Raw genomic sequence first — 24,471 nt, 5'->3', positions numbered from 1 at the left:
TGAAGGATTGGTCATGCAACGCAACATGCTGAAGTCGAAGATTCACCGCGTCGCGGTCACGCACTGCGAACTGCACTACGAGGGCTCGTGCGCGATCGATGAAGATCTGCTGGAAGCGGCCAACATCGTCGAAAACGAGCGCATCGACATCTGGAACATCAACAATGGCGAGCGCTTTTCGACCTACGCGATCAAGGGTGAGCGCGGCAGCGGCATGATTTCGCTGAACGGCTCAGCCGCGCGGCGCGCGCAGTTGGGCGACCTGGTGATCATCGCGGCGTTCGCGGTGGTCGACGAAGCGGAGCTGAAGGCGGGCTGGAAGCCGGACCTCGTATTCGTCGACGAAAACAACAAGATCAAGGGCAGCCGCGATCACGTGCCGACGCAAAGCTGGAGCTGAGCGCGGCTGAGATTTCCCGTTCTGGTTCTTGAGTGTTGGCGGCCGCTGCAGCATTGCGTGGCCGCTTTTGCTTTTTGTGGCAGGGTTTCGCGCTTGCGCGGGCTCCGGAACGGCTAACGCAGCCCCACAAGCCAACCTCAATCCTTCTTCTTGCCGGTCCCGTTGGTCCACTCGACGATCGGCTGCCACTGCTCCAGATCCTTCTCCACGCGACTTTTCGCGACATCCCACAGCGTCAGACCGTGTGCCGCGAGCTGCACGTAGTTCTGCGTATCACGCAGAAAACCGAGCACCGGCATTTTCAGGCCCTCGACGAAGCGGTGCAATTGCTCGGCCGAACGCGTGCGCGAATCGACGCGCATGCCCACCACGCCGATCTCGATCGCGCCCTTTCTGACCGCCTTCTCCTTCGCGAGCCGTTCGAGAAATTCCTGGGTCGCGAGAATATCGAACATCGACGGCTGCAGCGGCACGATCACCTTGTCGGCGAGATCGAGCGCGATGTTCAGGCGATTGCCGTGCAGACCCGCGGGCGTATCGATGACCGCGTGCTCGAGCCCCTTCGGCGGCCTGGTCGGCGTGTCGGGATTGACTTCCCAGGTCTCGATGGCCGGCAGCGTGGCGGGCCGCAATTCGAGCCACGCATGCGCGGAGTGCTGCTTGTCGAGGTCGGCCAGCGCAACCCATTCGCCCGCAGCGGCAAAATAGCCGGCCAGATTGGTCGATAGCGTGCTCTTGCCCACGCCGCCCTTCGGATTCGCCACCACGATCACCGACATGAAATCTCCCGGAAAGAAGGCTGGGCGCCGCCAGCCGGTTTGCCGCGTTATTGCTCGCGCGTGCTGCTGAACGACCCGGACCCGCGCCGGCGGGTTCGGATCCCGGCCGTTTCAGGTTCGGCTTTCAGATTCACCCGCCTATCCAGCCGTTGATAATATCGAGAAATGCATCGCTGCCGAAGCCCCGAACCGCGAATCGGCCGTCTCATTGCCCTGTTTTTTGACCAAGGACCTGAATCTCATGAGCAAACTGCGCCCGGAATACACGATCGAACGCCTGCACGAGCGCCAGAAAGGCACGCTGCCGGACCTGCTGGGGCTGCGCGCGGTATCCGTCGACGAAGGTCTGCTGGTCGCGGAACTGACCGTGCGCGACCAGTTGCTCGCGCCGAACGGCTTCCTGCACGCGGCCACCGTGATCGGCCTCGCCGACACCGCCTGCGGCTACGCGTGTCTCGCGCATCTGCCGGAAACCGCGCGCAATTTCACCACCATCGAACTGAAGAGCAATTTCCTCGGCACGGCGACGCAGGGCACGATCCGCGCGGTCGCGAAGGGCGTGCATCTTGGCCGCAGCACCCAGGTTTGGGACGCGACGGTCACCGATCCGGACGGCCGGACGATTGCGCTGTTCCGGTGTACGCAGATGGTGCTGTATTGAACGCGCAAGAGTGACCACTCAAAAAGCGATCTTTTTTCGAACGCGCGTCGGCTCTCACCCTACCGCCCCAAACAACCGCTGAAGATCGACGTGCGCGGCGAGCGTATCGGCCAGTCGCTCCAGCGACGCCTCCCGCAAAGCCGGATAGTCGACCTGTTCGGCGTCGCTCAAGCCGGCCCACGCGAGCAGCGCCGCGCACGCGGCCGGGGTGTCGAACAGCCCGTGCACATAGGTGGCGAGAATCTGCCCGTCGGCCGACAGCGCGCCATCGGGCCGCGCGCCATCCGCGCCTTGGTTGCCCTGCTCTCCGCCCAGCCACAATGCGGGCCGTTCGAGCGCCGGCCCACGCGTCTCGCCCATATGGATCTCGTAGCCGGCGACGTCCGGCGCGCCGGGCAACGCAAACCGCCCTGTCACATTCTTGAGCGTCTTCTCGCGCGTGAGCACCGTCGAATAATCGAGCCAGCCGAAGCCCGCGAACGTGCCCGGCACGCCCTCCACACCGTGCGGATCGGCGATCTCGTGGCCCAGCATCTGCATGCCACCGCAAATGCCGATCACGCGACCGCCATAGCGCAGATGCCGCGCGAGCACGTCGTCCCAACCCTGCGCGCGCAAAAACGCGAGGTCGCCGGGCACGTTCTTCGAGCCCGGCAGAATGATCAGATCGGCCGGTGGCGGCGGCATGCCGCTGCGCACGTACTGAAAATCGACCTGCGGGTGCGCGCGCAGCGCATCGAAATCGGTGTGATTGCTGATATGCGGCAGCACCGGTACAACGACCCGCAACAGGCGCCCCGCGGTGCCGCTGCCGGCCGCGCGCAACTCGGGCGGCAGCATGTCTTCGGCGTCGAGCGTCAGGCCGTGCAGATACGGCACGACGCCGAGCACCGGCTTGCCGGTCTTTGCTTCGAGCCAGTCGAGCCCCGGTTGCAGCAGGCTGATGTCGCCGCGAAACCGGTTGATGATGAAGCCGCGCACCCGCGCCTGCTCGCTGTCCGACAGGCACGCGAGCGTGCCTGTCAGATGCGCGAATACGCCGCCGCGATCGATGTCGGCGACCAGCACGACCGGGCAATCGACCGCTTCCGCGAAACCCATGTTGGCGATATCGCGCTCGCGCAGATTGATCTCGGCCGGACTGCCCGCGCCTTCGACAAAAATGGTGTCGTACGCCGCGCGCAGCCGCGCATACGACTCCAGCACCGCCTCGAACGCGACGGGCTTGTAGTCGTGATACGCGCGTGCATCGAGATTCATCCGTGCCTTGCCGTGGATGATCACCTGCGCGCCGCGATCGCTGGTCGGCTTCAGCAGCACCGGGTTCAGATCGGTGTGCGCGGCGATGCCCGCGGCCACCGCCTGCAACGCCTGGGCGCGGCCGATCTCGCCGCCGTCGACCGTCACCGCGCTGTTCAGCGCCATGTTCTGCGGCTTGAACGGCGCGACCCGCGCGCCCGCACGCCGCGCGAGGCGGCACAGGCCGGCGACCAGCGTGCTCTTGCCCGCATCGGACGTGGTGCCCTGAATCATCAGCGTGCCGCGCGGCACGGGCAAGGCGTCGAAGGGAGTCGGGGTTCGGGTCACGGGTGCAGGGTCGGGTTGAAGGCGGAGGCGAAAGCGGCGGCGCAACGACGTGGATGCCGGAGTGCCCCACGCGATCGCGCAGCATTATCCCACCGCGCCGGGCCGCATTGCGCGCCGGTACAATCACGCGATGACTCCCCGCGACCTCACCTTCGTTATCGGCGGCGCCCGCTCCGGCAAGAGCGCGCACGCCGAGCGGCTTGCCAGCGATAGCGCGCTGCCCGTCACCTATATCGCGACCGCGCGCGTCAGCGGCGACGCCGAATTCGCCGCGCGCATCGCCCATCATCGCGCGCGGCGGCCCGCGCATTGGAGCCTCGTCGAAGCGGATAGCGATCTCGCCGGCGCGATCGCGCAACACGACGCGCCCGGCCAGTGCCTGCTGATCGACTGCCTGACGCTGTGGCTCGCGAACCTGCTGTGTCCCGCCGACGGCGTCGCGCCACCGCTGTCGCAGTATCACGCGCAGTCCGCCGAGCTCGAAGCGGCGCTCACCGAAGCGCGCGGCAAGATCATCGTCGTCAGCAACGAAATCGGCCTGGGCGTCGTGCCGCTCGGCGAAGCCACGCGTCTTTACGTCGACGAACTCGGCCGTATCAATCAACGCGTCGCCGCATTGAGCAGCGCGGCCACGCTGATGGTCGCGGGCCTGCCGCTCGCGCTGAAAGGCGCGGGCCACGCGTAATGTCGACGCTGACGATGCCGCTGATCGCGACGCTCGCCACCGCGGGCGTGGCCGTCGACCGCTGGTTCGGCGAGCCGGGCCGCGCGCATCCGCTGGTCGGCTTCGGCAACTGGGCCGCGCGCATCGAAGCGCGCTTCAATCATGGCCGGCGTCTGCGGCTCAAAGGGCTCGCCGCGTGGGCGCTCGCGGTGCTGCCGCCGGTGCTGATCGCATGGGCGCTCGTCGCGGTGCTGCCGTTTTTCGCGGCCTGCGCGCTGCACGTCGCGCTGCTGTGGTTCGCACTCGGCGCGCGCAGTCTGCGCGATCACATCGCGCCGATCGCGCACGCACTCGAACAGCGCGATCTCCCCGCTGCCCGTGAGTTGACCGCGCGCATCGTGTCGCGCGACACCGCGCAAGCTGATGAAGCCGCGCTCGCGCGCGCCGCCGTCGAATCGGCGCTCGAAAACGGCAACGATGCAATCTTCGGCGCGCTGTTCTGGTTCGCGATCGCGGGCGGCCCCGGCGCGCTCGCGTTCCGTCTCGCCAATACGCTCGATGCGATGTGGGGTTATCGCACGCCGCGCTATCTGCGCTTCGGCTGGGCCGCGGCCCGCCTCGATGACGTGCTGAACTGGATTCCCGCGCGCCTGACCGCCACCAGCTACGCGCTGCTCGGCGACACGCTGACCGCCTGGCGCTGCTGGCGCGAACAGGCGCCGCGCTGGGACAGCCCGAACGCGGGACCGGTGATAGCGGCCGGCGCGGGCAGCCTGAACGTGCTCGTCGGTGGCCCGGCCGTGTATCACGGCGCGCTCGAACAACGGCCGACGCTCGGCTTCGGCCATCCCGCCGAGACCCGCCATGTGGGTGCCGCGTTGGTGCTGGTCGAGAAGACGGTGATTCTGTGGCTGGCCGTGTTGATCGTGCTGGCGTTGTTGAGCGTGCCGTTTCATGGCTGAGCCGATGAATGAGCAGATGAACGAGCGTCTGACCGATCCTCTGCATGCGCGGCCGGATGCAGCAGCCAGCCCGATCACACACGGCGGCAACCTGCACGATGCGGCGACGCGCTACGGCATCCCGTACCCGCGGTGGCTCGATCTGTCGACGGGCATCAATCCGCACGGCTATCCGGTGCCGCCGGTTCCCGCCGATGCATGGCGCCGTCTGCCGGACGAAGGCGATGGCTTCGCCGCGCGCGCGGCGCTCTACTACGGCGCACCCGACGCCGCGCACGTGCTGCCGGTCGCCGGCAGCCAGGCAGCGATTCGCGCGCTGCCCGCGCTGCTGCCGCGCGCGACGGTCGGCATCGCGCCGCTCACGTACGGCGAATACGCACCCGCGTTCGCGCGCGCCGGCCACGAGGTTGCAACACTCGACGTGCACGCCGACACGCTGCCCGCCACGCTGACACACGTGGCGATCGTGAACCCGAACAATCCAAACGCCGCGCACATCGATGCGAACACACTGCTGCGCTGGCATGCGCAGCTGCGCGAGCGCGGCGGCACGCTGCTCGTCGACGAAGCGTTCGCCGATGTGCTCGCGGGCGCATCGCTGGCCGCGAACACGCATCGTGATGGACTGATCGTGCTGCGCTCGCCGGGCAAATTCTTCGGCCTCGCCGGCGTGCGCGCCGGCTTCGTGCTGGCCGCGCCCGCGATGCTCGCAAGCTTGCGCGACACGTTGGGCGCATGGACCGTCAGCGGTCCCGCGCGACACGCGGTCAGCGCCGCGTTCGCCGATACCGCGTGGCAAGTGCACATGCGCGCGCGGCTCGTCGATGAAAGTGCGCGGCTCGTCGAGCTATTGCGCGCGCACGGTTTCGTCACACGTGGTACACCGCTGTTCGCATGGACCGACGACGCGCGCGCCGCCGCATTGCACGAAGCGCTCGCGCAACGCGGCGTGTGGACGCGGCTCTTTGCGCCGTCGCTTGCGGTGCCATCGGCAAGCGTGCGTATCGGCTTGCCCGGCACCGAGGCCGAATGGACTCGCTTCGCACAGCAACTGCAAGAAGCCATGCGCGCGATCGATGCCACGCCGACGGATCAACGTGCTTAGTGCGGCATTCGTTCCTCACAACCGCTTCGCTCAACGTTTCGCAAACCGCCCTCACGTCCCCGCCCGATGATCCGCTTCGCCGTGAACCCGCACCCTCTGCTGCGCTTCGTTGCCACTGCATCGCTCGTCATTGCCACGCTGAGCGCGCACGCCGCGATCAGCGTCACCGACGACACTGGCGCGACCGTCACGCTCGCCGCCCCCGCGCAACGCGTGATCAGTCTCGCGCCGCATGTGACCGAGTTGCTCTATGCCGCGGGCGGCGGCGCGAAAATGGTCGGCGCGGTGTCATACAGCGACTATCCGCCGCAAGCGCAGCAGTTGCCGCGCGTCGGCGATAACAAGGCGCTCGACCTCGAACGCATCGTCGCGTTGAAGCCCGATCTGATCGTCGTGTGGCGCCATGGCAATGCGCAGCGTCAGCTCGATCGATTGCGCGAGCTGCACATCCCGCTCTTTTTCAGCGAGCCGCATCGTCTCGACGACATCGCCGTATCGCTGACGAAGCTCGGCCAGTTGCTCGGCACGCCGGCCACCGCGGATGCGGCGGCGGCCGCGTATCGCGCGGACATCGCGAATCTGCGCGCGCAGTATTCGAACCGCGCGCCCGTCAGCGTGTTTTACCAGGTCTGGGACCGTCCATTGATGACGCTCAACGGCGAGCACATGATCAGCGACGTGATCGCGCTATGTGGCGGACGCAACGTGTTCGCGGGACTTCAACCGCTGGTGCCGACCGTGTCGACCGAAGCGGTGCTGGCCGCGAATCCGGAGGCGATCGTCACCGCCGCGCCCGGCGCGACGCGGCCCGACACGGCGCTGCCGCAACTCGACACATGGCGCGCGTGGCCGGGCCTCGCTGCGGTCGCGAACAACAACCTGTTCGCCATCGATGGCGATCTGATCAACCGCCCCGCGCCACGTCTCGCGCAAGGCGCGCGGCAGCTATGCGAGGATCTGGAACTCGCGCGCTCGCGCCGTCATCATCCGTAGCGTGGCGCGCGCTCACGCATTCCAGCGCACCAGTGTCCATTGCTGCGTGTCGTCATTGCGCCGCAACCATATGATCCCCGTCATATCGATCGACCATTGCAGACAACGCGCAAGCGGCACCTCGAGCACCGACGACGCGATCGCGCGCATCACGCCCGAATGCGTGACCACATAGGCCGGCGATAACTCGCGGGTCTGCGCGAACGCATCGAACCACGCGTGCACGCGCGCGACGAACTGCGCGACGCTCTCGCCGCCGTGCGCGCGCGCATGCTCGAAGTTGGCGGCCCAGTCGTCGAGTTGCGCGCGATCGATCGCGTCCCAGCGCTGCGACTCCCAGTCGCCGAAATCCATTTCCTTCAGACTTTCGTCGTGGCTGACCACGCAGCCGAAATCGTTCGCGATCTCGGCCGCGAACGCCGCGCAGCGCGTGAGCGGACTCGAGATCAGCACGCGCGGCGCCGGCACCTGCAATGTCGCGAGCCGCAACGCCAATGCGTTCGACGATACCTCGGCGTTTTCGGCCAACGCGACATCGGCGTGGCCATAACAGACGCCCGCATCGAGCGCGACAGCGGGATGACGAATCAGGACGATATCCATGCGAGCCCCACCAGGTAGATGCTCAATTCGAAAATCTGTTGCGCGAAGCCGAGGCAATCGCCGGTATAACCGCCAATGCGTCTGACGAAGTAACGTCCGATCGCGAAGCGCAGCACGAGCAGCACCGCGCAGGCGAGCGCCGCGAAGCGCCAGGCCGGCGCGCCGGGGCCGTTCGGCCACAACAGCCACGGCAGACCGAATAGCGCCGCGCACAGCAGCGCGGGCCCGGACAGTCGCTGCGCGACCGGCTTCGCCTTGCCTTCCGCGCGCACGTAGTCAAGCGTGGCCAGATAGCTGATTGCGCATGCGCGGCTCGCACCGTGCGCCGCAATCATCAGACTTGCAGCGCGCAACGGCGGCAATGCCGCGAGCGTTTGCCACTTCATCGTCAACGCGATCACGAGCGCGATGGCGCCGAATGCACCGATGCGCGAGTCGTGCATGATGCGTAACGCATCATCACGCGTATAGGCGCCACCGAACGCATCGACGCAATCGGCCAGACCGTCCTCGTGGAATGCACCGGTCACGAGCAGAGACGCGGCCATCGACAGCAGCACCGCGACGCCGGCCGGAAACACCCGCAGCGCGGCGAGATAGACGAGCGCGCTGAGGCCACCGATCAGCACGCCGACCAGCGGAAAATAGCGTGCCGCCGCGTTCAGATAGTGCGGCTCGTAGCCGACCCAGCGCGGCACCGGCACGCGCGTGAAATAACCGAGCGCGGTGAAGAAATAGCGCAGTTCCGCGAGCGGGTTCATAAGCGGGCCGGATCCAGGTTGGGAGCGAAAAAGGCCGTCGCGGCGCGTGTCGTCATACGCATCAGGCGTCGCGATCCGCGACGCCCGCCGAGTCGAAGCTCGCCATCTCGTTGACAAAGGCCGTCGCCGCGCGCAGCAGTGGCACCGCCAGCGCCGCGCCCGTGCCTTCGCCGAGCCGCAGATCGAGCGACAGCAACGGCTGCGCGCCAAAATGATCGAGCATCCGGCGATGGCCCGTCTCATTCGATGCATGCGCGAACACGCAGTACTCGCGCAACTCGGGCGACAACGCATCGGCGACCAGCAGCGCCGAACTCGCGATAAAGCCGTCGACGAGAATCGTCATGCGCGCTTCGGCGGCAGCCAGATACGCACCCGCGATCATCGCGATTTCGAAGCCGCCGAATGTCGCGAGGACATCGAGCGGCGCGCGGACATCCGCGTGACGCGCGAGCGCGGCGGCGAGCACAGTGCGTTTTTTCGCAAGCCCGGCGTCGTCGAGACCGGTGCCGCGGCCGACGCATTCGTCGATCGGCACATCGCACAGCCGGCTCATCAGACACGCGGCCGCTGATGTATTCGCAATACCCATCTCGCCGAAGCCGATCACGTTGGTGCCGAGCGCCGCGTGATGACGCACGCGCTCGGCGCCTGCCTGCATCGCGGCGAGTGCCTGGTCGTGCGTCATCGCCGCTTCGTGCGCGAAGTTGCGCGTGCCACCCGCAATCGGAATGTCGACGAGTCCGGTGCTCGACGGCACCGGCGTCGCGACACCCGCGTTGACCACTTCGAGTTCGAGACCGGCGACGCGGCTCAGCGCATTGATCGCCGCGCCGCCCGCGATGAAGTTCGCGACCATCTGCGCGGTCACCGCTTGCGGATACGGGCTCACCCCTTCAGCAGCGATGCCGTGATCGCCGGCGAACACGATCATCGCGGGCCGCTGCACGGTCGGATGCGTGCTGCGTTGGATCAGGGCCATCTGCAACGCGAGCGTTTCGAGCCGGCCGAGGCTGCCCGGAGGTTTAGTGCGCGTATCGATGATCCGTTGCAACTCGGCGCGCAGCGTCTGATCGACGGGCACGACTTCGGGCAAACCGGCCGGACGTGGAAAGAAAGTCATGGACGTAGTCGGGAAAGAGAACCAGAGAGAACTAAAGAGAATGTCGCAATAAGCGGTCAGCCTGACGCGCGGTCATGACCGGTCGGCGATTCATCATGTGCACGCGCACGCGGCGCGGGAATCAGCGCCTCGTGCTCGCCGTCGCGAATCAGAATCAGCGGATAGCCGAACGCGCGGCTCGTCAATGCGGGCGTCAGCACGTCGCGCACCGGGCCCGCATGCGCGCCGCCCTCGCCGTCGAGCAATAGCGCGTGCGTCGCGAAGCGGCGCGCGAGGTTCAGGTCATGGCACGAAAACAGTACGCTGCGAGCCGTGCCGCGGCCTGGCTCATGCGTCCACTCGACGAGCGCTTCGAGACAGTCGATCTGATGATGCAAGTCGAGATGCGACAACGGTTCGTCGAGCAGCAGCAGCGGCGCGTCCTGACACAGCACGGCCGCCAGCGCGACACGTTGCCGCTCGCCGCCCGATAGCGACAACACGTCGCGCGCGGCGAATTGCGCGAGGCCGAGCCGTTCGAGCGCCGCGTGCGCAATCTCCCGGTCGTCGTCGCCATCCCAGCCCCAGTCGCTCAGATGCGGAAAGCGGTTCAGCAGCACGATGTCGAACACGTTCGCGCTGAACGCATCGGCCGCGCTTTGCGGCATCAACGCACGACGCCGCGCGAGCGGCACCGGCTGCCAGTCGGCGAGCCGCACGCCATCGAGTTCGACGTGGCCCGCCGAGGCTCGCGCGAGTCCCGCGAGCGTCGACAGCAGCGTCGTCTTGCCCGCGCCGTTCGGCCCGGCGATACACCAGATTTCGCCCGCATTGAACGTGTGCGTGAACGCATCGAGCAACGTGCGCGGACCGGCGCGCAACGTCAGACGTTGCACGCTCAAACATGAAGGAGATGAGGTGTCGTGGCTTTGCATCATCGGCGGCGCCTCAACAGCATCCACAGAAACACCGGCACACCGACCAGTGACGTGATCACGCCGACCGGCAATTGCGCGGGCGCGATCACGGTACGCGCGATCAGGTCCGCGCCCATCACCGCGACGCCGCCGCCGAGCACGGCCGCCGGCAGCAGCATGCGCTGGTCGTTGCCGAACGCGAGACGCAGCATATGCGGCACGACGAGGCCGACAAAGCCGATCGTGCCCGCGGTCGTTACCGCCGCGGCGGCCGCGAGCGACGCGACCAGATAGACGCGCAAACGCAGTGGCATCACCGCGACACCGAGCGCCTGGGCGGCCGCATCGCCACGCAGCAGCACATTCAGACGCGGCGCGGCCGGCACGATCGCGATCAGCGCGAGAGCCAGCGCGATCAGCGCGGTCCACGGCAACGCGCCGCCGTTGAGATCGCCGGTCAACCAGAACAGCATGCCGCGCAGACGGCTGTCGGGCGCGAGATTGAGCAGCAGCGTGATCAACGCGCCCCAGCCCGCCGCGATCACCGCACCGGTCAACAGCAGGCGCGGCGACGTGTCTTGCGGCTCGCCGCGCCACAGTTCGCGACGCGCGAGCCCGAGCACCAGCAGGATCGACACGAACGCGCCGGCGAACGCGCTCGCATCGACGATCCACCATGCGCCGCCCGCGATCATCGCGACGAGCGCGAAGCTCGCCGCGCCGCCCGACACACCGAGCACATACGGTTCGGCCAACGGATTGCGCAACAACACTTGCAGCAACGCGCCGGCGAGCGCGAGCAAACCGCCGCATGCGAAGCCGGCGAGCGCGCGCGGCAAGCGCAGTGTGCGCACGATTTCGCCGGCCAGATCGTTGGTCGTCGCGCCGGTGTACACGCCATCGAATGCATGCGACGGCGCCAATGCCGCAAGCACGCGCGATGGCGCAAGCGGCACGCTGCCGAGCGCGAGCGACGCGATCAGCACCACCAGCGCGACCAGTGCGAGCCCGAGCCAGATCATGGCCGCGCGCTTCGCGCTCATCGTGCGAAGTGGTGCGCGCGGCGGCGTGCTCGAAGAAGCAGGCGCCTGGTTCATCGGCGTGCGCTCATGCGCTTGCCCGAACCGGCGCGCGCATTACTGCTGCTGCCAGCCGAGCGTGACATACGCACCGCGCCCCGGCGAGTTGTACGAGTAGGCCGTTTCATAGTCCTTGTTCAACAGGTTCTGGATTTGCGCGCTGACCCACCACGCCTTCGTGATGTTGTAGCGCGCCGACAGATTCACGACGCCGTAGCCGCCGAGGTTGCCGTTGCTATCGACGCTCGGACCGCTGACGATCCACTCTCCACCGACGCGCCATACGCCGATGCTGCGATTGATCGCGAGCGAGCCGAAGCGTCGCGCGCGCCGCACGAGGTCGACGTCGTTGTCGAGATCGACGGGGTTTTGCAGCGTCAGCGACGCGCGCACGTCGGTCTTGCCGACATGACCGCTCCACGATCCCTCGAGCCCCTGCACCTTCGCATGGCCGACGTTCTCGGGCAGATAGATGCCGGGAGTCGTCTGCACGTAGTCGATCAGATTCGTATAGCGCGTCTGGAATGCGTTCAAGCGCATCACGCCGAGCGCATTCGACGCGTACTGCAAGCCTGCTTCCACGGAATGACTGCGCTCCGGCTGGATCGATGGATTACCGCTCAACGGATAGTACAGATCGTCGAAGCTCGGCGCGCGAAACGCATCCGAATAGCTTGCGGTTGCCTTCCAGTGCGACGTGATGTCGAAACCGTAGCCGAGATAGTAACTGTTCGCTCCGCCGAAATCGGAATACTGGTCGCGCCGCACATTGGCCTGAATCTGGTTGCGGCCGAACCTCGCGGTATAGCCCGCGAACACCGAATCGACATGACGCTCGGGCGCGCCGAACGTATCGGAGTCGAGGCTCTGGTCCAGATGTTCGTAGCCGATCTGCAGCTTCTGATGCGCGGCGAGCGCGAAATCGTTCTGCCACGTGTACTGACGACTGTCGGTATCGAAGCGGCCGTTATAGACGCCGTTGGTATTCGACACGCTCCGATCGTCGCCCTGGGCGACCGTGAAGTGCGTGGTCCACCAGTCGGTCAGCCTGCCGTTCGCGAACACCGACACCTGACTCACCTTGCTATACAGGTTGTTCAGATCGGTCGGCACGCCATACGCGTTGTCGTAGCTATTGTTGCCGTTCGACTGCAAATAGCGCACGCCCGCATCCCAGTTGTCGTTGAACTTGTGACGCAGCGATGCCGAGATGCTCTCGTTCAGATAGCCGTTCGCATTCGGATTCGCGCCCGGCGCCTGGCTCGGGTTGATCGACGAAAAGCCATCGTCCCTGGTGCGTGCGAGTGTGATGCTGAAGGTCGTGCGGCCATCCCGATCGAGCGCGCCGTTGGCGCCGAGCGTTTGCGTCTGCGTGTGATAGCTGCCGTAGCCGACTGAAAAGTTGAAACGCGGCGGATGATCGCCGCCGTCCTTCGTGAACACCTGCACGACGCCGCCGATCGCGCCCGATCCGTATAACGCGGACACGTTGCCGTTGACGACTTCGACATGATCGACCTGATCGAGCGGAATCTGCGAGATCTGCGCGCTGCCGAGGCTCACCGAATCGACGCGCACGCCGTCGATCAACACTAGCGATTGCGTCGCCGACGCGCCGCGCAACGAGAGGCTCGCGCTCGAACCGGGGCCGCCGTTGCGCGTGATCTGCGCGCCGGGCGCGAGTTGCAGCAGGCCTGGCAGATCGGTCGCGGTGGTGTCGGCGATGTCCTGCTGATCGAACTGCGCGGTTTGCGGAATCGCATCGGTGAGCGCTTGCGGTCCGCGTTCGGCGGTCACGACGATCGGCGCAAGTGCGGTGACCGCTTCGGCGGCGGCGAGGTTCGCATCGGTGGGAGCGGTTGCCGCAGTGACAGACGAAGATGAAGACGGGGATGAAGCGCCGGCCGGCACGGCGGACGCCGAAGCCGCGGGTTCAGCGCTTTGCGCATGCACGACGAGCGGCAGGCTCGCGAACGCGAGCAACGCCGCGCGGGCGATGGGGGACTGCATCGGATGATATTCCTGTGAGTGGCGGGCGCGGCCCGCTTCCCCGCAGGCCGACGCGTAACGAGACGTCCCCCCTGTTTGACGTTCTGATGGGCGACGTGCTCTCCCTCTGGCCGGTATCCGGGCTGCGACGCATCGGTCCCGCCTTCCCACGCGTGACGCGCAGTGGCACACTCGCAAGTTAAGCTTCGAACCTGCGTTCAGGACCGACCTGCATGTGAACATGCGGTCGCTTACCGTTGCGGGGGCAGCGCAGGTTCGCGTCCGCGGTGTTCGACACCCCGCGCGTCCTGCTTCCCGTTTAACTGCGCGCACGGAAACGCGCGCGCGAGCACCAGAGTGCGGCAAGTTTAGGAGCGGCCTCGATGGGCGTCAAGAAAGCGTGCCCGCGAATAGCCGTTCCGTAAAACGCGGGCTATTGTCCGGCGGGTGACGTGTTTTTTATCTTATGGTCGGGAAAAAGCGTGCAAGAAGCGATGTTGTTACGTCTCGAAACGAGACAATTGTCGGAACCTGTAATATTCCGCGCTAAAATGCGATGTCTTTAGAGGACGCAGCACATGCTCACCGAACTCGAATCACTCTCCCAGAATATCGGCAAGCTGATTGCGATCAGCCAGCGCCACAACGAAGCGCGGCTCGCGCTCGAAGAGCAGCTCGCGCACTCACGTGCCGAAGTCGAGGCCACCCGTGCGGAACTCGCGCAATTGCGCGCGGAGCGCGACGCGCTGCAAGCCGAACGCGACACACTGTCCGCCAAGATCGACGACGCGCAGGTGCGCCTGAATGCGATTCTCGAAAAATTGCCGCGCGCACGCGCGAGCAGCGAACCGGATAACCAGCTCGATCTGCTCGACTCTGGCCATCCCGAAGGCGAAGAAGCGGAAAGCGACGTCAGCCGCCACGGAGAAAACGCATGACCACCAAGCAGATCGAAGTCTCGATCCTCGACGTACCCTATCGTCTCGCGTGCTCGCCGGAAACCGAAGGCGCGCTGCTCGAAGCGGTGGCGCGCGTCGACGCGGAAATGAAAAAAATTCGTAGCGCGAGCAACGTGCGCGGCACGGATCGCATTGCCGTCATGGCTGCGCTGTCGCTGGCATCGGAACTGCTTAAGCTGCAAAGCAGCGTAAGACACGGAGAAGCATTTCCCGCTGAAGAAATCCGGCGTACAATGCAGCAAATGAACGATCAGCTAGGTACTGTGATCCAACAGTACAGCATGTAGCAAGCGTAGCAGCGTGCCGGTTTCGAACCGGTCACGTGCTCAACGAAGTGGCTCGAATGCAGTACCCGTGTGTCACTTTTCTGAAGTACATGAGAAGATCACGGCAAGCATTTGAGTTCAATCGTTAAGTGATTGTGTTGTAGCTTTATCGGTTTAGCTTCCCTGCCTGGTTCGCCAAGGTCATATATTCCTTGAACCAATGCCATGTGCACGGTTGCGGAAATTTGTAGCACGGGCGTGCGCGTCACTCTGTCTGATGTACCCGAAGTGTTGCTAACTGCGACCAATTCTGAACCCTCGGTTCAGGATGCCGGCCTAGCGGCTAAGGCGGGGACCTTATCTGGAACGGCATCGGACTTCGGTTCGATGCCGTTTTTCTTTGGGTCCCGTTTTTTTGCGCTGTTTTTGTGCCGCTTTTCAGGCGCTTTTTCGTAGGCACCCGTTCGGACCCGCGTGTCGTTCAATCTCTAACGTTCAATTCGATTCATGCGCTACTGGCTGATGAAGTCCGAACCGGACGAAGCGAGCATCGACGATCTCGCCAACGCACCGCATCGCACGCTGCCGTGGACTGGTGTGCGCAATTATCAGGCGCGCAATTTCATGCGCGACACCATGCAGGTCGGTGACGGTGTGCTCTTCTATCATTCGAGCTGCCCCGAGCCCGGCATTGCGGGCCTCGCGGAAGTGTCGTCCACTGCCTATCCGGACCCGACGCAGTTCGACAAAAAGAGCCCGTACTACGACGCGAAGTCGTCGCCGGAAACACCGCGCTGGATCCTCGTCGATGTCGTGTTCAAAAAGAAGATCCCGCTGATTCCACTCGCCGCGTTGCGCGAGCATCCGCAATTGCAGGACATGCGCGTGCTGGCCAAAGGCAACCGTCTGTCGATCACACCGGTGAGCGAAGCCGAATGGCGTTTCATCACCAAACAGCTGGCTTAAAGGCAAATTCGGCATTCAGTCGCATGTGACTCAGGACCGCGCGATCGGCGGACGTGTGAATCTCCTCGCTGCCGATCATCCGTATCTCCACTCCCACCCAGGCCACCCACCTCGCGCCGCAAGCCGGCGCTCGCGTCAATCGAGCACAACCTGTTCAACCAAGGAGTCCAGCAATGACGAAAAAAGCCGCACGGGCACTCGCACTCGCTCTCGCCTGCACCGCGCCTGTCGCGCTCGCGCTGACCCCAACCCTCGCTCGCGCGCAGGGCGTGATGCCGCAGCCTTCGGGGGTTCTGTCGCTGAATGCGCAAGCGAGCGCGGAGGTGCCGCAGGACGTCGTCGATATCACGCTGTTTTTCGAGCAGGAAGCGAACGATCCGTCTTCGCTGACGGCCACGCTGAACCAGCGCGCCGACGCGGCCTTGCAGAAAGCGCGCGGCGTCACCGGCGTGACCGCGCGCACCGGCTCGTTTGCGATCTTCCCGTCGACGGACCGCGACGGACGCATCTCGACGTGGCGCGGCCGTACCGAAGTCGTACTCGAATCGCGCGACTTCGGCGCAGCGTCGAAGCTCGCCGGACAGATGGCATCGATCATGCAGGTCGGCAACGTGAGCTTCTCGCTATCGCCGGAAGCGCAGCGCGCGGCGGAGCAGCGGCTCACGGGCGACGCGATCAAGTCGTTCCGCGAGCAGGCAGCCTCGTCGTCGCAAGCGTTCGGCTTTAGCGGCTATTCGATCCGCGAGGTCAACGTGAATCACAGCGGCAATGTGATGCCGCGGCCGGTCATGATGATGAGCGCGCGCACGATGAGCACCGACGCGAAGATGGCGCCGATGCCGCTCGAAGGCGGCACGTCGACGGTAACGGTCAATGTGTCGGGGTCGGTGCAGATGAAGTGATGCGCGCGGCGAGCCGCGCTTGCGTCGATCGATACGCACACGACGAACGTACCAATAAAAACGCCACGGCATGACTTCATGCCGTGGCGTTTTTCATTTCATTCGTTCAGGAATTCAGCATCAGCACCCGTGCCGAACGAACGCTCGCCCGTCAGCTTGCACTGACCGCCTGCGCCGGCTCGCGGCGCCCACGGCGATACGCCCACACCATCAGGCCGATGCCCGCGAGAATCATCGGCAGCGACAGCCATTGGCCCATCGACAGGCCCATCGCCAGCAAGCCGAGGAAATCGTCCGGCTCGCGCGCGAATTCGACCGTGAAACGCGCGAGGCCATAGCCGATCAGGAACATCGCCGAAATGGCGCCGAGCGGCTTCGGCTTGCGCGAGAAAAAGATCAGCACGAAGAACAGCACGAAGCCTTCGAGCGCGATTTCATACAGCTCCGAAGGATGCCGCGGCAGCAGGTGATATTGCGCGAACACTTCGTTCAGATGCCATTGCACGGCCTGCTGCGGATGCGCGGCGAGCCACGCGGCGTCATCCGGCGCGGCGCCGGGAAACAGCATCGCCCACGGCGACGACGGATCGGTCACACGGCCCCACAACTCGCCGTTGATGAAGTTGCCGAGGCGTCCCGCCGCGAGTCCGGTCGGCACCATCGGCGCGACGAAGTCGGTCACCTGCAGCCACGAACGCTTGCGTTGAAACGCGAACAGCACCATCGCGAACGTCACGCCGAGAAAGCCGCCATGAAACGACATGCCGCCTTCCCACACCTTGAAGATTTCCAGCGGATGCGCGAAATAGAAGCTCGCCTTGTAGAACAGCACGTAGCCGAGGCGGCCGCCGAGAATCGTGCCCAGCACGCCGTAGAACAGCATGTCGTCGATATCCTTGGCGGTCCAGCCTTGCGCGGCAACGTAAGGCAAACGCAGCCGCAGCCGGGCGACGACGATCGCCGCGACGAACGCGACGAGATACATCAGGCCATACCAGCGCACGGCGAGCGGCCCCAGATGAATGGCGACGGGGTCGAAATTGGGGTGAATGAGCATCGGGTAGTTATGGGCAGTTCAGGTTCAGAAGCGGTTTGACGGCGGCACACTCGACGCGATCGACGACGGCCTTCGGCACGCGCCGCTACGCACGCGCCGCGACCGTCGCGGCATGAGCACGCACGATCTCGATAAAGCCCGCGAGCACCGGACTCACCTCGTCCGTGCGCCAGACGAGGCCCGTCTCGATCGCCGGCACAGACTCCGACAGCGGACGGTACACGACACCGGTGCGGCGCAGATTACGCAACGATTGCGGCACCAGTGCGACGCCCATGCCGGCCGACACGAGGCTGACGATCGTCTGCATCTGGATCGCCTCCTGGCCGATGCGCGGCGTAAGGCCCGCGACGCCGTAGCAATCCATAATGATGTCATAAAAGCCTGGCGCGAGACGCCTTGGAAAGATCACGAGAGGTACGTCGGCAAGATCGCGCAGGCTGACCGGGGTGTCGAGCCATTCGGCGGTATCCGCGTTTGGCTGTGGGTCAGCGTTGCCGGCGGCGCCCGGCACGCGCTGCGCCATCTCCGTCGACATCGCGATCACCAGAGGCTCGCGCGCGATCGGCAGCCACGACAGTCGCGCGGCATGCCGCGGCGGCAGCGGCGCGATCACGAGGCCCGCGTCGAGGCGCCCGGCCACCAGTTCGTCGACCTGCACGTCGCTGGTCGCCTCGGTCAGTTCGAGCCGCACACGCGGATGACGCACGCCGAAATCGCGCAGCAGCAGCGGCAGCAAGCCATAGTCCGCAGTCGACACGAACGCGAGCGACAACACGCCCGCCTCGCCGCGCGCGAGGCTTTGCGCGAGCGGCCGCAGCCCTTCAGCGGCCGCGAGCAGGCGCTGCACCTCGGGCAGCAGATCGGCGCCGACCGCCGTCAGTTCGACCGAGCGCTTGGTGCGTGCGAACAGTTCGACGCCGAGCGTCTCTTCGAGCGCGCGAATCGCCTGCGACAGCGGCGGCTGCGTCATCGACAAACGCACGGCCGCGCGCCCGAAGTGCTTTTCCTCGGCGACGGTGACGAAATAGCGCAACTGGCGTAGGTCGGGAATCGTCGGCAGCATGATTAATATATTTTACGACTCAGATAGCCGCGAATAATACACGCGACACTTGGCACGCAAAACCGCCTCTACGCGAAGCGCGGCGGCACTACACTGAACGGGTGCGCCGCCGCCGAACCCGCCGGCGCACTCATCGACGCACCGACCTGCCCACCCCGGCTCACTCCCGGCCGCGCCGGCGCGGCACCCGCGCGGCGCGGATCACGAACAGAACAGACAGACTGGAGCTTCCCCATGGCATACAACCGTCGTTCGAAAAACATCACGCAAGGCGTCGCGCGCTCGCCGAACCGCTCGATGTACTACGCGCTCGGCTACCAGAAAGAAGATTTCGACAAGCCGATGATCGGCGTCGCCAATGGCCATTCGACGATCACGCCGTGCAACGCGGGCCTGCAGCGCCTCGCCGACGCGGCCGTGGTCGCAATCAAACAGGCCGACGCGAATCCGCAAACCTTCGGCACGCCGACGATCTCGGACGGCATGTCGATGGGCACCGAGGGCATGAAGTACTCGCTGGTGTCGCGTGAAGTGATCGCCGATTGCATCGAGACCTGCGTGCAGGGGCAATGGATGGACGGCGTGGTCGTGATCGGCGGCTGCGACAAGAACATGCCGGGCGGCATGATCGGCCTCGCGCGCATGAACGTGCCGGGCATCTACGTGTACGGCGGCACGATCCGCCCGGGCAACTGGAAGGGCACCGATCTGACGATCGTATCGTCGTTCGAGGCGGTCGGCGAATTCACCGCGGGCCGCATGTCGCAGGAGGATTTCGACGGCATCGAGCGCAACGCCTGCCCATCGACCGGTTCGTGCGGCGGCATGTACACGGCCAATACGATGAGTTCGTCGTTCGAAGCGCTCGGCATGTCGCTGCTGTATTCGTCGACGATGGCGAACCCCGATCAGGAGAAAGTCGATTCGGCCGCCGAATCGGCGCGCGTGCTCGTCGAAGCGGTGAAGAAGGACCTGAAGCCGCGCGACATCATCACGAAGCAGTCGATCGAAAACGCGGTCGCGCTGATCATGGCGACCGGCGGCTCGACCAACGCGGTGCTGCACTATCTGGCGATCGCGCATGCGGCCGAAGTCGAATGGACGATCGAGGACTTCGAACGCATGCGCAAGAAAGTGCCGGTGATCTGCAATCTGAAGCCGTCGGGCCAGTATGTCGCGACCGATCTGCACAAGGCCGGCGGCATTCCGCAGGTGCTGAAGATCCTGCTTGACGCCGGCATGCTGCACGGCGATTGCATGACGATCACCGGCCGCACGCTCGCCGACGAGCTGAAGGACGTACCGTCGAAGCCGCGCGCCGACCAGCAGGTGATCTTCCCGATCGACAAGGCGCTCTACAAGGAAGGCCATCTGGCGATCCTGAAGGGCAACCTGGCCGAGGACGGCGCGGTCGCCAAGATCACCGGCCTGAAGAACCCGGTCATCACCGGCCCCGCGCGCGTCTTCGACGACGAGCAGAGCGCGCTCGAAGCGATCCTCGCGGACAAGATCGTCGCCGGCGACGTCGTGGTGCTGCGCTACCTCGGGCCCAAAGGCGGCCCCGGCATGCCGGAGATGCTCGCGCCGACGTCGGCGATCATCGGCAAGGGGCTCGGCGAATCGGTCGGCCTGATCACCGACGGCCGCTTCTCGGGCGGCACCTGGGGGATGGTGGTCGGGCACGTCGCGCCGGAAGCGTTCGTCGGCGGCACGATCGCGCTGGTGCAGGAAGGCGACTCGATCACGATCGACGCGCACAAGCTGCGGTTGCAACTGAATATCGACGACGCGGAACTGCAGCGCCGCCGCGCCGCATGGCAGGCGCCGAAGCCGCGCTATACGCGCGGTGTGATGGCGAAATATTTCGCGCTCGCGCAGCCGGCGAACCGGGGAGCGGTGACGGGGTGATCAAGCTCGGCAACGGGGTCGAGAGCGGAAGCGGGTAGTACTAGCAGCTAGCGAGAGTCAGCGTCATGGGCTTCCAAACCAATTCATCCAGGCCGCCGTAATCTACGCAAAAACGCCAGGGGGCGCACGAAAATCCGTGCGCCCCTTTGCTCTTATAATGCGTGCACCACGAGCCGGGCATCCGCACCGGCGGAGACCATAATGAAATCGATGTCGTATGCAGCCGGATCAGCCGCTGTTGCGCTCGCCATTACATTGAGCGCCGCCAGTCCCGCCGTCCATGCCGAGGCCTCGACGGGCCTCGCGCTCGCCCAGCAGAAAAACTGCATGAGTTGCCACTCGGTCACGCGCCCGTTCATGGGGCCGGCGCTGCACGATGTCGCGGTCAAATATGCGGGGCACGCGGACGCCGCCGCGTATCTGAAGCACAAGATTCTCGATGGCAGTACGGGCGTATGGGGCACGGTGCCGATGCCCGCGAACACCCAGCTCACGCCCGATCAGGCGGCCACGCTCGCGGCCTGGGTATTGACGCTCAAATAGACTGCGTGTTGCGGGTGACGATGCGTCGCTGAAAGGCGGGCACCAATTCGTGGTCGATGGATCCGCCGCCGCTCTACCTTTTCTCTGCCGCATCACATACCGCGGCACATCCGTCGCGAACAGACTCAGTCGCGACCAGAGCGCCGTGCAATCTCATCCGCCACGGCTTCTCGCACCCAGCCGGCCATTTCGGCTTCGAGTGCGCGCGCGACTTCCGTCGTGATCTGACCCACGAGAAGACTCGTATGCTGCTGCAACGCATCGCGGCAGCGCACCTCGATGATGCCGCGTCCGTCGCCCGCCAGAAAGCCGGCGAATCGTCCGCGCAAGCGTTCCGCGATCACGTCGGCGTCGAGTTCAGGCTGCGATTGCGCGGCTTCGTGCGCGGTGTCGTGTGTCGCATCGTGGGCGGGGCCGTGCTCCGCTTCGTAATCGAAATCCGGCGGCACCGTTGCGCCGGCCTCCAGCGGCACACCCGGCTCGCCGCGATCGAACACGCCCGGTGATACCTCCATGTCTTCGTGAAGATCGTCATGGCCGTGGCGCGCATGAATGCCACGATGAGGACGCGGATGCTTCTTCGCATGCGTATGGTCGGCCACATGCGGTTGATGAAACTCGGCCTCGGGAACGGCAGCAGAAACTGGCGCGGCCGGATGCCCGGCTTGCGGCGCCGGCGCGATAACAGGTTCGTCAGTGGATCTGGATTCGGACAGAGGCTCCGGCGCAAGGACCGGCTCCGGTGAAGCCAGCTCTTCGGGCGTGAGCACTGGTTGTGGCGCCAGCACAGGTTCGGGAGCGAGCGCAGGTTCAGACGGATGCGCTGGTGGCGGCGCAAACGCGGGTTCCTGGCGCCCAACCGGTTCGTGCTGCGTCCCGGCCTGCGCGGCCTGCCCGACTTGCGCGGCGGATCCCGGGGCCGGCTGAGCCGCTGGCGTAACCGTTGCGCCCGACGCGTCGCGGCTCTGAGGCGCGCGGCCCGGCACGAGGATTTCGTTCAGGACCGGGATCGAATTGTCGTTGGAATCGGACACGTGCGCTCTCCGTGTTTGAGTCGAAGGCGGGGACAAGCCGCTCGTGCGCCGCCGCGTCATCGCCACCGGCCGTCATCGGCCATCGATGACGGCTGATGATATGAAGAACCGGATGGACGCGGCGGACATCGCGAAGCGGAACCAGGAAAGCCTAGCCGCCCTGCTTGTAGTTGTTCAAAGCATAGCCGCGATCGCGATAGAAACGATAGCGGTCACGGCCCGCGGCGAGTTCCTCGTGTGCGTTACCGACCACTTCGAGCAATCTTTCGAAGCGGGCGAACTGCGCCGGCACTGCCGCGCCGAGATTGAGCAGCACCTGATGATGCGGCACATCGTCGAGATTCGCGGCCAGTACGACCGGAGTTTGGGCTGCAAGCGGCGTACCCGCCATGCAGTGCGGCACGAAATCGAGCGGCGAGAAGGTCCACAGTTTTTCGTCGAACGCACGCAGGCGCGCGGGTTCGGCCAGCACGACGAGCGGCTGACCCGCCAGGTACGCCTTGCGCACGAGGCGGCACGCGTACGTCAGCGAATCGCCGACGTTCGAGTGAAAGTCGATTCTCGTCATCGGCCGCTCCGCTGCGCTTGCCATCCAGCTTGCCGCCGCGCGCGCTGCGCGCGCTTACCGCACTGCGTCATTGCCCGGCGCGGTCGATCAGGAACTGCGCGAGCAACGGCACCGGACGGCCGGTCGCCCCCTTGGCCGCGCCGCTCTTCCACGCGGTGCCCGCGATGTCGAGGTGCGCCCACGGGTAGGCATCGGTGAAGCGCGACAGGAAGCAGGCCGCGGTCACGCTGCCGGCCGGACGTCCACCGATGTTCGCGACGTCCGCGAAATTCGACTTCAGCTGCTCCTGATATTCGTCGTCGAGCGGCAGGCGCCATGCCGGATCGGCTGCTTCACGCGATGCGTCGAGCAGTTCGCCCGCAAGCGCGTCGTTCTTCGAGAACAGACCGCTGTTGTGATGGCCGAGCGCGATGATGCAGGCACCCGTCAACGTGGCGATGTCGATCACCGCGGCCGGCTTGAAGCGCTCGGCGTACGTGAGCGCGTCGGCCAGGATCAGACGGCCTTCGGCGTCGGTATTCAGTATCTCGACCGTGATGCCCTTCATGCTCGTGACGATGTCGCCCGGCTTCGTGGCGGTGCCCGACGGCATGTTCTCGACCGCCGGGATGATGCCGACCACGTTGATCTTCAGGCCCATCTCGGCGACCGCGCGCAGCGTGCCGAGCACCGAACCCGCGCCGCACATGTCGTACTTCATCTCGTCCATGCCCTCGCCCGGCTTCAGCGAGATGCCGCCGGTGTCGAACGTGACGCCCTTGCCGACCAGCACCACCGGCGCGGCCTTCGCGGCACCGCCCTGGTACTGCAGCACGATGAATTGCGCCGGCTCGACCGAACCCGCGGTGACCGACAGGAACGTGCCCATCTTCAGCGCCTCGCATTGCTTCTCGCCGAGCACCTCGACCTTCAGCTTCCAGTCCTTCGCGAGCTTTTTCGCGGTGTTCGCGAGGTAGGTCGGCGTGCAGACGTTGCTCGGCAGATTGCCGAGGTCGCGCGTCAGGTCCATGCCGTTGGCAAGCGCGGCGCCCTGCTTCGCGGCGACCTTGGCGGCCTTCTCGTCGCCGGTGTTGACGCTGAAGACGACGCGCTTCAGCGCGCGCGGCGTGTTGTCCGGCTTGCTCTTCATCTGCGTGAAGCGGTAGGTCAGCTCGCGCAGCGCGAGGATCGCGGCGCGCACGCACCAGTCGGACGTGCGCTCGAGCACCGGCAGTTGCGCGAGCGTGAAGGTAACCTGGACGATCTTGGTGGCGAGCAGCGCGCGCCATGCGGCACGGACCGCTTCACCGTAGGCTTTCTGACTGAAAGCATCCTGTTTGCCGAGGCCGACGAGCAGCACGCGCGATGCGCCGATGCCCGATACTTCGTGCAGGAACAGCGTGGTGCCGGCTTTGCCGTCCATGTCGCCGGCCTTAATGATGCGCGTGAGCAGGCCCTTGGTGGCCTCGTCGATCTCCAGCGCGGCGCCCGACAGCGTTTGCGACTCGAACACGCCGATCACGATGCAATCGGATTTTCCGGTCAGGAAGCCGTTCGTCGAGCCTTTGGTCCAATCACAGGCTTTTATGCTAAAGTCCATCGCGCTTGTCCTCGGATAAAA

25 protein-coding genes, 1 other RNA gene and 1 riboswitch are annotated in these 24,471 nt (G+C 65.5%); of the genes, 13 read left to right on the top strand and 13 right to left on the bottom strand.

Annotated features, from left to right (window positions below):
* Positions 1–13: 13 nt before the first annotated feature.
* Positions 14–400: an aspartate 1-decarboxylase gene (gene panD / locus L0U82_RS03935; protein ID WP_179401619.1), complete on the top strand. Its 387-nt coding sequence runs from the start codon at positions 14–16 to the stop codon at positions 398–400.
* A 137-nt stretch (positions 401–537) separates the two neighbouring features.
* Here panD and L0U82_RS03930 read toward each other — a convergent pair whose 3' ends face one another.
* Positions 538–1,179, bottom strand: a complete 642-nt coding sequence (locus L0U82_RS03930) for a ParA family protein (protein WP_233828637.1) — start codon at positions 1,177–1,179, stop codon at positions 538–540.
* 241 nt (positions 1,180–1,420) lie between these two features.
* Between L0U82_RS03930 and L0U82_RS03925 the strand changes: the two genes are divergently transcribed.
* Positions 1,421–1,840 carry a PaaI family thioesterase gene (locus L0U82_RS03925; RefSeq protein ID WP_233828636.1) on the top strand — a complete coding sequence of 140 codons (420 nt, stop codon included), beginning with the start codon at positions 1,421–1,423 and terminating at the stop codon, positions 1,838–1,840.
* Positions 1,841–1,894: 54 nt separating this feature from the next.
* Here L0U82_RS03925 and L0U82_RS03920 read toward each other — a convergent pair whose 3' ends face one another.
* Complete coding sequence (locus L0U82_RS03920; RefSeq protein WP_233833108.1) at positions 1,895–3,373, bottom strand: cobyric acid synthase; 1,479 nt, start codon at positions 3,371–3,373, stop codon at positions 1,895–1,897.
* A gap of 184 nt (positions 3,374–3,557) precedes the next feature.
* Here L0U82_RS03920 and cobU point away from each other — a divergent pair, with 184 nt between their 5' ends.
* The 4 genes from cobU (at position 3,558) to L0U82_RS03900 (ending at position 7,151) form a co-directional block, all read left to right on the top strand.
* Positions 3,558–4,112: a bifunctional adenosylcobinamide kinase/adenosylcobinamide-phosphate guanylyltransferase gene (gene cobU / locus L0U82_RS03915; protein WP_233828634.1), complete on the top strand. Its 555-nt coding sequence runs from the start codon at positions 3,558–3,560 to the stop codon at positions 4,110–4,112.
* Positions 4,112–5,053, top strand: a complete 942-nt coding sequence (cbiB, locus tag L0U82_RS03910; protein ID WP_233828632.1) for an adenosylcobinamide-phosphate synthase CbiB — start codon at positions 4,112–4,114, stop codon at positions 5,051–5,053. Before cobU ends, cbiB begins: the two co-directional genes overlap by 1 nt.
* 16 nt (positions 5,054–5,069) lie before the next feature.
* Positions 5,070–6,158: a threonine-phosphate decarboxylase CobD gene (gene cobD / locus L0U82_RS03905; protein WP_442793628.1), complete on the top strand. Its 1,089-nt coding sequence runs from the start codon at positions 5,070–5,072 to the stop codon at positions 6,156–6,158.
* 66 nt (positions 6,159–6,224) lie between these two features.
* A complete protein-coding gene (locus L0U82_RS03900; protein WP_442793594.1) occupies positions 6,225–7,151 on the top strand; it encodes a cobalamin-binding protein in 927 nt (308 codons plus the stop codon).
* A 12-nt stretch (positions 7,152–7,163) separates the two neighbouring features.
* On the opposite strand, the gene cobC is transcribed toward L0U82_RS03900, so the two are convergent.
* From cobC to L0U82_RS03870, 6 genes are all read right to left on the bottom strand, one after another.
* A complete protein-coding gene (gene cobC / locus L0U82_RS03895; RefSeq protein WP_233828629.1) occupies positions 7,164–7,754 on the bottom strand; it encodes an alpha-ribazole phosphatase in 591 nt (196 codons plus the stop codon).
* The gene (locus tag L0U82_RS03890) at positions 7,739–8,515 is read right to left on the bottom strand and encodes an adenosylcobinamide-GDP ribazoletransferase (protein ID WP_233828628.1); all 777 of its coding nucleotides are present in this window, start codon (positions 8,513–8,515) and stop codon (positions 7,739–7,741) included. The genes cobC and L0U82_RS03890 overlap by 16 nt, the downstream gene beginning before the upstream one ends.
* Before the next feature lie 61 nt (positions 8,516–8,576).
* The gene (cobT, locus tag L0U82_RS03885) at positions 8,577–9,638 is read right to left on the bottom strand and encodes a nicotinate-nucleotide--dimethylbenzimidazole phosphoribosyltransferase (protein ID WP_233828627.1); all 1,062 of its coding nucleotides are present in this window, start codon (positions 9,636–9,638) and stop codon (positions 8,577–8,579) included.
* 56 nt (positions 9,639–9,694) lie between these two features.
* Positions 9,695–10,555 (bottom strand): ABC transporter ATP-binding protein, encoded by an 861-nt coding sequence (locus tag L0U82_RS03880; RefSeq protein ID WP_233828626.1) that lies wholly within the window; start codon positions 10,553–10,555, stop codon positions 9,695–9,697.
* A complete protein-coding gene (locus L0U82_RS03875; RefSeq protein ID WP_233828625.1) occupies positions 10,552–11,631 on the bottom strand; it encodes a FecCD family ABC transporter permease in 1,080 nt (359 codons plus the stop codon). Before L0U82_RS03875 ends, L0U82_RS03880 begins: the two co-directional genes overlap by 4 nt.
* A gap of 39 nt (positions 11,632–11,670) precedes the next feature.
* Positions 11,671–13,623, bottom strand: a complete 1,953-nt coding sequence (locus L0U82_RS03870; RefSeq protein WP_233828624.1) for a TonB-dependent receptor domain-containing protein — start codon at positions 13,621–13,623, stop codon at positions 11,671–11,673.
* 91 nt (positions 13,624–13,714) lie between these two features.
* A riboswitch (cobalamin riboswitch) is annotated at positions 13,715–13,974 on the bottom strand.
* Between the two features lie 206 nt (positions 13,975–14,180).
* On the opposite strand from L0U82_RS03870, the gene L0U82_RS03865 reads away from it, so the two are divergent.
* The 5 genes from L0U82_RS03865 to L0U82_RS03845 all read left to right on the top strand — a co-directional run bounded on the left by L0U82_RS03865 (position 14,181) and on the right by L0U82_RS03845 (position 16,695).
* Positions 14,181–14,540 (top strand): ATPase, encoded by a 360-nt coding sequence (locus tag L0U82_RS03865; protein WP_233828622.1) that lies wholly within the window; start codon positions 14,181–14,183, stop codon positions 14,538–14,540.
* Complete coding sequence (locus L0U82_RS03860; protein WP_233828621.1) at positions 14,537–14,848, top strand: cell division protein ZapA; 312 nt, start codon at positions 14,537–14,539, stop codon at positions 14,846–14,848. The genes L0U82_RS03865 and L0U82_RS03860 overlap by 4 nt, the downstream gene beginning before the upstream one ends.
* Positions 14,849–15,004: 156 nt before the next feature.
* A non-coding RNA gene (gene ssrS, locus L0U82_RS03855) (6S RNA) lies at positions 15,005–15,186 on the top strand.
* A gap of 148 nt (positions 15,187–15,334) precedes the next feature.
* Positions 15,335–15,793 carry an EVE domain-containing protein gene (locus L0U82_RS03850; RefSeq protein WP_233828620.1) on the top strand — a complete coding sequence of 153 codons (459 nt, stop codon included), beginning with the start codon at positions 15,335–15,337 and terminating at the stop codon, positions 15,791–15,793.
* 173 nt (positions 15,794–15,966) lie between these two features.
* Entirely contained in the window at positions 15,967–16,695 is a 729-nt protein-coding gene (locus L0U82_RS03845; protein ID WP_233828619.1) for an SIMPL domain-containing protein, read from the top strand.
* 151 nt (positions 16,696–16,846) lie between these two features.
* Here L0U82_RS03845 and lgt read toward each other — a convergent pair whose 3' ends face one another.
* Together lgt and L0U82_RS03835 are read right to left on the bottom strand one after the other, a co-directional pair.
* On the bottom strand, positions 16,847–17,752 hold the full coding sequence (lgt, locus tag L0U82_RS03840) for a prolipoprotein diacylglyceryl transferase (protein ID WP_233828618.1): 906 nt from the start codon (positions 17,750–17,752) through the stop codon (positions 16,847–16,849).
* A gap of 85 nt (positions 17,753–17,837) precedes the next feature.
* On the bottom strand, positions 17,838–18,818 hold the full coding sequence (locus tag L0U82_RS03835) for a LysR family transcriptional regulator (RefSeq protein ID WP_233828617.1): 981 nt from the start codon (positions 18,816–18,818) through the stop codon (positions 17,838–17,840).
* A 234-nt stretch (positions 18,819–19,052) separates the two neighbouring features.
* Here L0U82_RS03835 and ilvD point away from each other — a divergent pair, with 234 nt between their 5' ends.
* Both ilvD and L0U82_RS03825 read left to right on the top strand, forming a co-directional pair.
* Positions 19,053–20,726 carry a dihydroxy-acid dehydratase gene (gene ilvD / locus L0U82_RS03830; RefSeq protein WP_233828616.1) on the top strand — a complete coding sequence of 558 codons (1,674 nt, stop codon included), beginning with the start codon at positions 19,053–19,055 and terminating at the stop codon, positions 20,724–20,726.
* Between the two features lie 201 nt (positions 20,727–20,927).
* Positions 20,928–21,269, top strand: a complete 342-nt coding sequence (locus tag L0U82_RS03825) for a c-type cytochrome (RefSeq protein ID WP_233828614.1) — start codon at positions 20,928–20,930, stop codon at positions 21,267–21,269.
* Between the two features lie 125 nt (positions 21,270–21,394).
* Here the strand turns inward: L0U82_RS03825 and L0U82_RS03820 are convergent, their stop codons facing one another.
* The 3 genes from L0U82_RS03820 to L0U82_RS03810 form a co-directional block, all read right to left on the bottom strand.
* Positions 21,395–22,303 (bottom strand): DUF2486 family protein, encoded by a 909-nt coding sequence (locus L0U82_RS03820; protein ID WP_233828612.1) that lies wholly within the window; start codon positions 22,301–22,303, stop codon positions 21,395–21,397.
* Between the two features lie 151 nt (positions 22,304–22,454).
* Positions 22,455–22,871 carry a DNA polymerase III subunit chi gene (locus L0U82_RS03815; RefSeq protein WP_233828611.1) on the bottom strand — a complete coding sequence of 139 codons (417 nt, stop codon included), beginning with the start codon at positions 22,869–22,871 and terminating at the stop codon, positions 22,455–22,457.
* A gap of 67 nt (positions 22,872–22,938) precedes the next feature.
* The gene (locus L0U82_RS03810) at positions 22,939–24,450 is read right to left on the bottom strand and encodes a leucyl aminopeptidase (RefSeq protein WP_233828610.1); all 1,512 of its coding nucleotides are present in this window, start codon (positions 24,448–24,450) and stop codon (positions 22,939–22,941) included.
* Between the last annotated feature and the right edge of the window lie 21 nt (positions 24,451–24,471).

Source organism: Paraburkholderia sp. ZP32-5, from assembly GCF_021390495.1.
In the GTDB taxonomy this organism is placed as follows: Bacteria; Pseudomonadota; Gammaproteobacteria; order Burkholderiales; family Burkholderiaceae; genus Paraburkholderia.
Note: the sequence above shows the minus strand (reverse complement) of the source record. Positions and strands in the feature narration are given on the sequence as shown.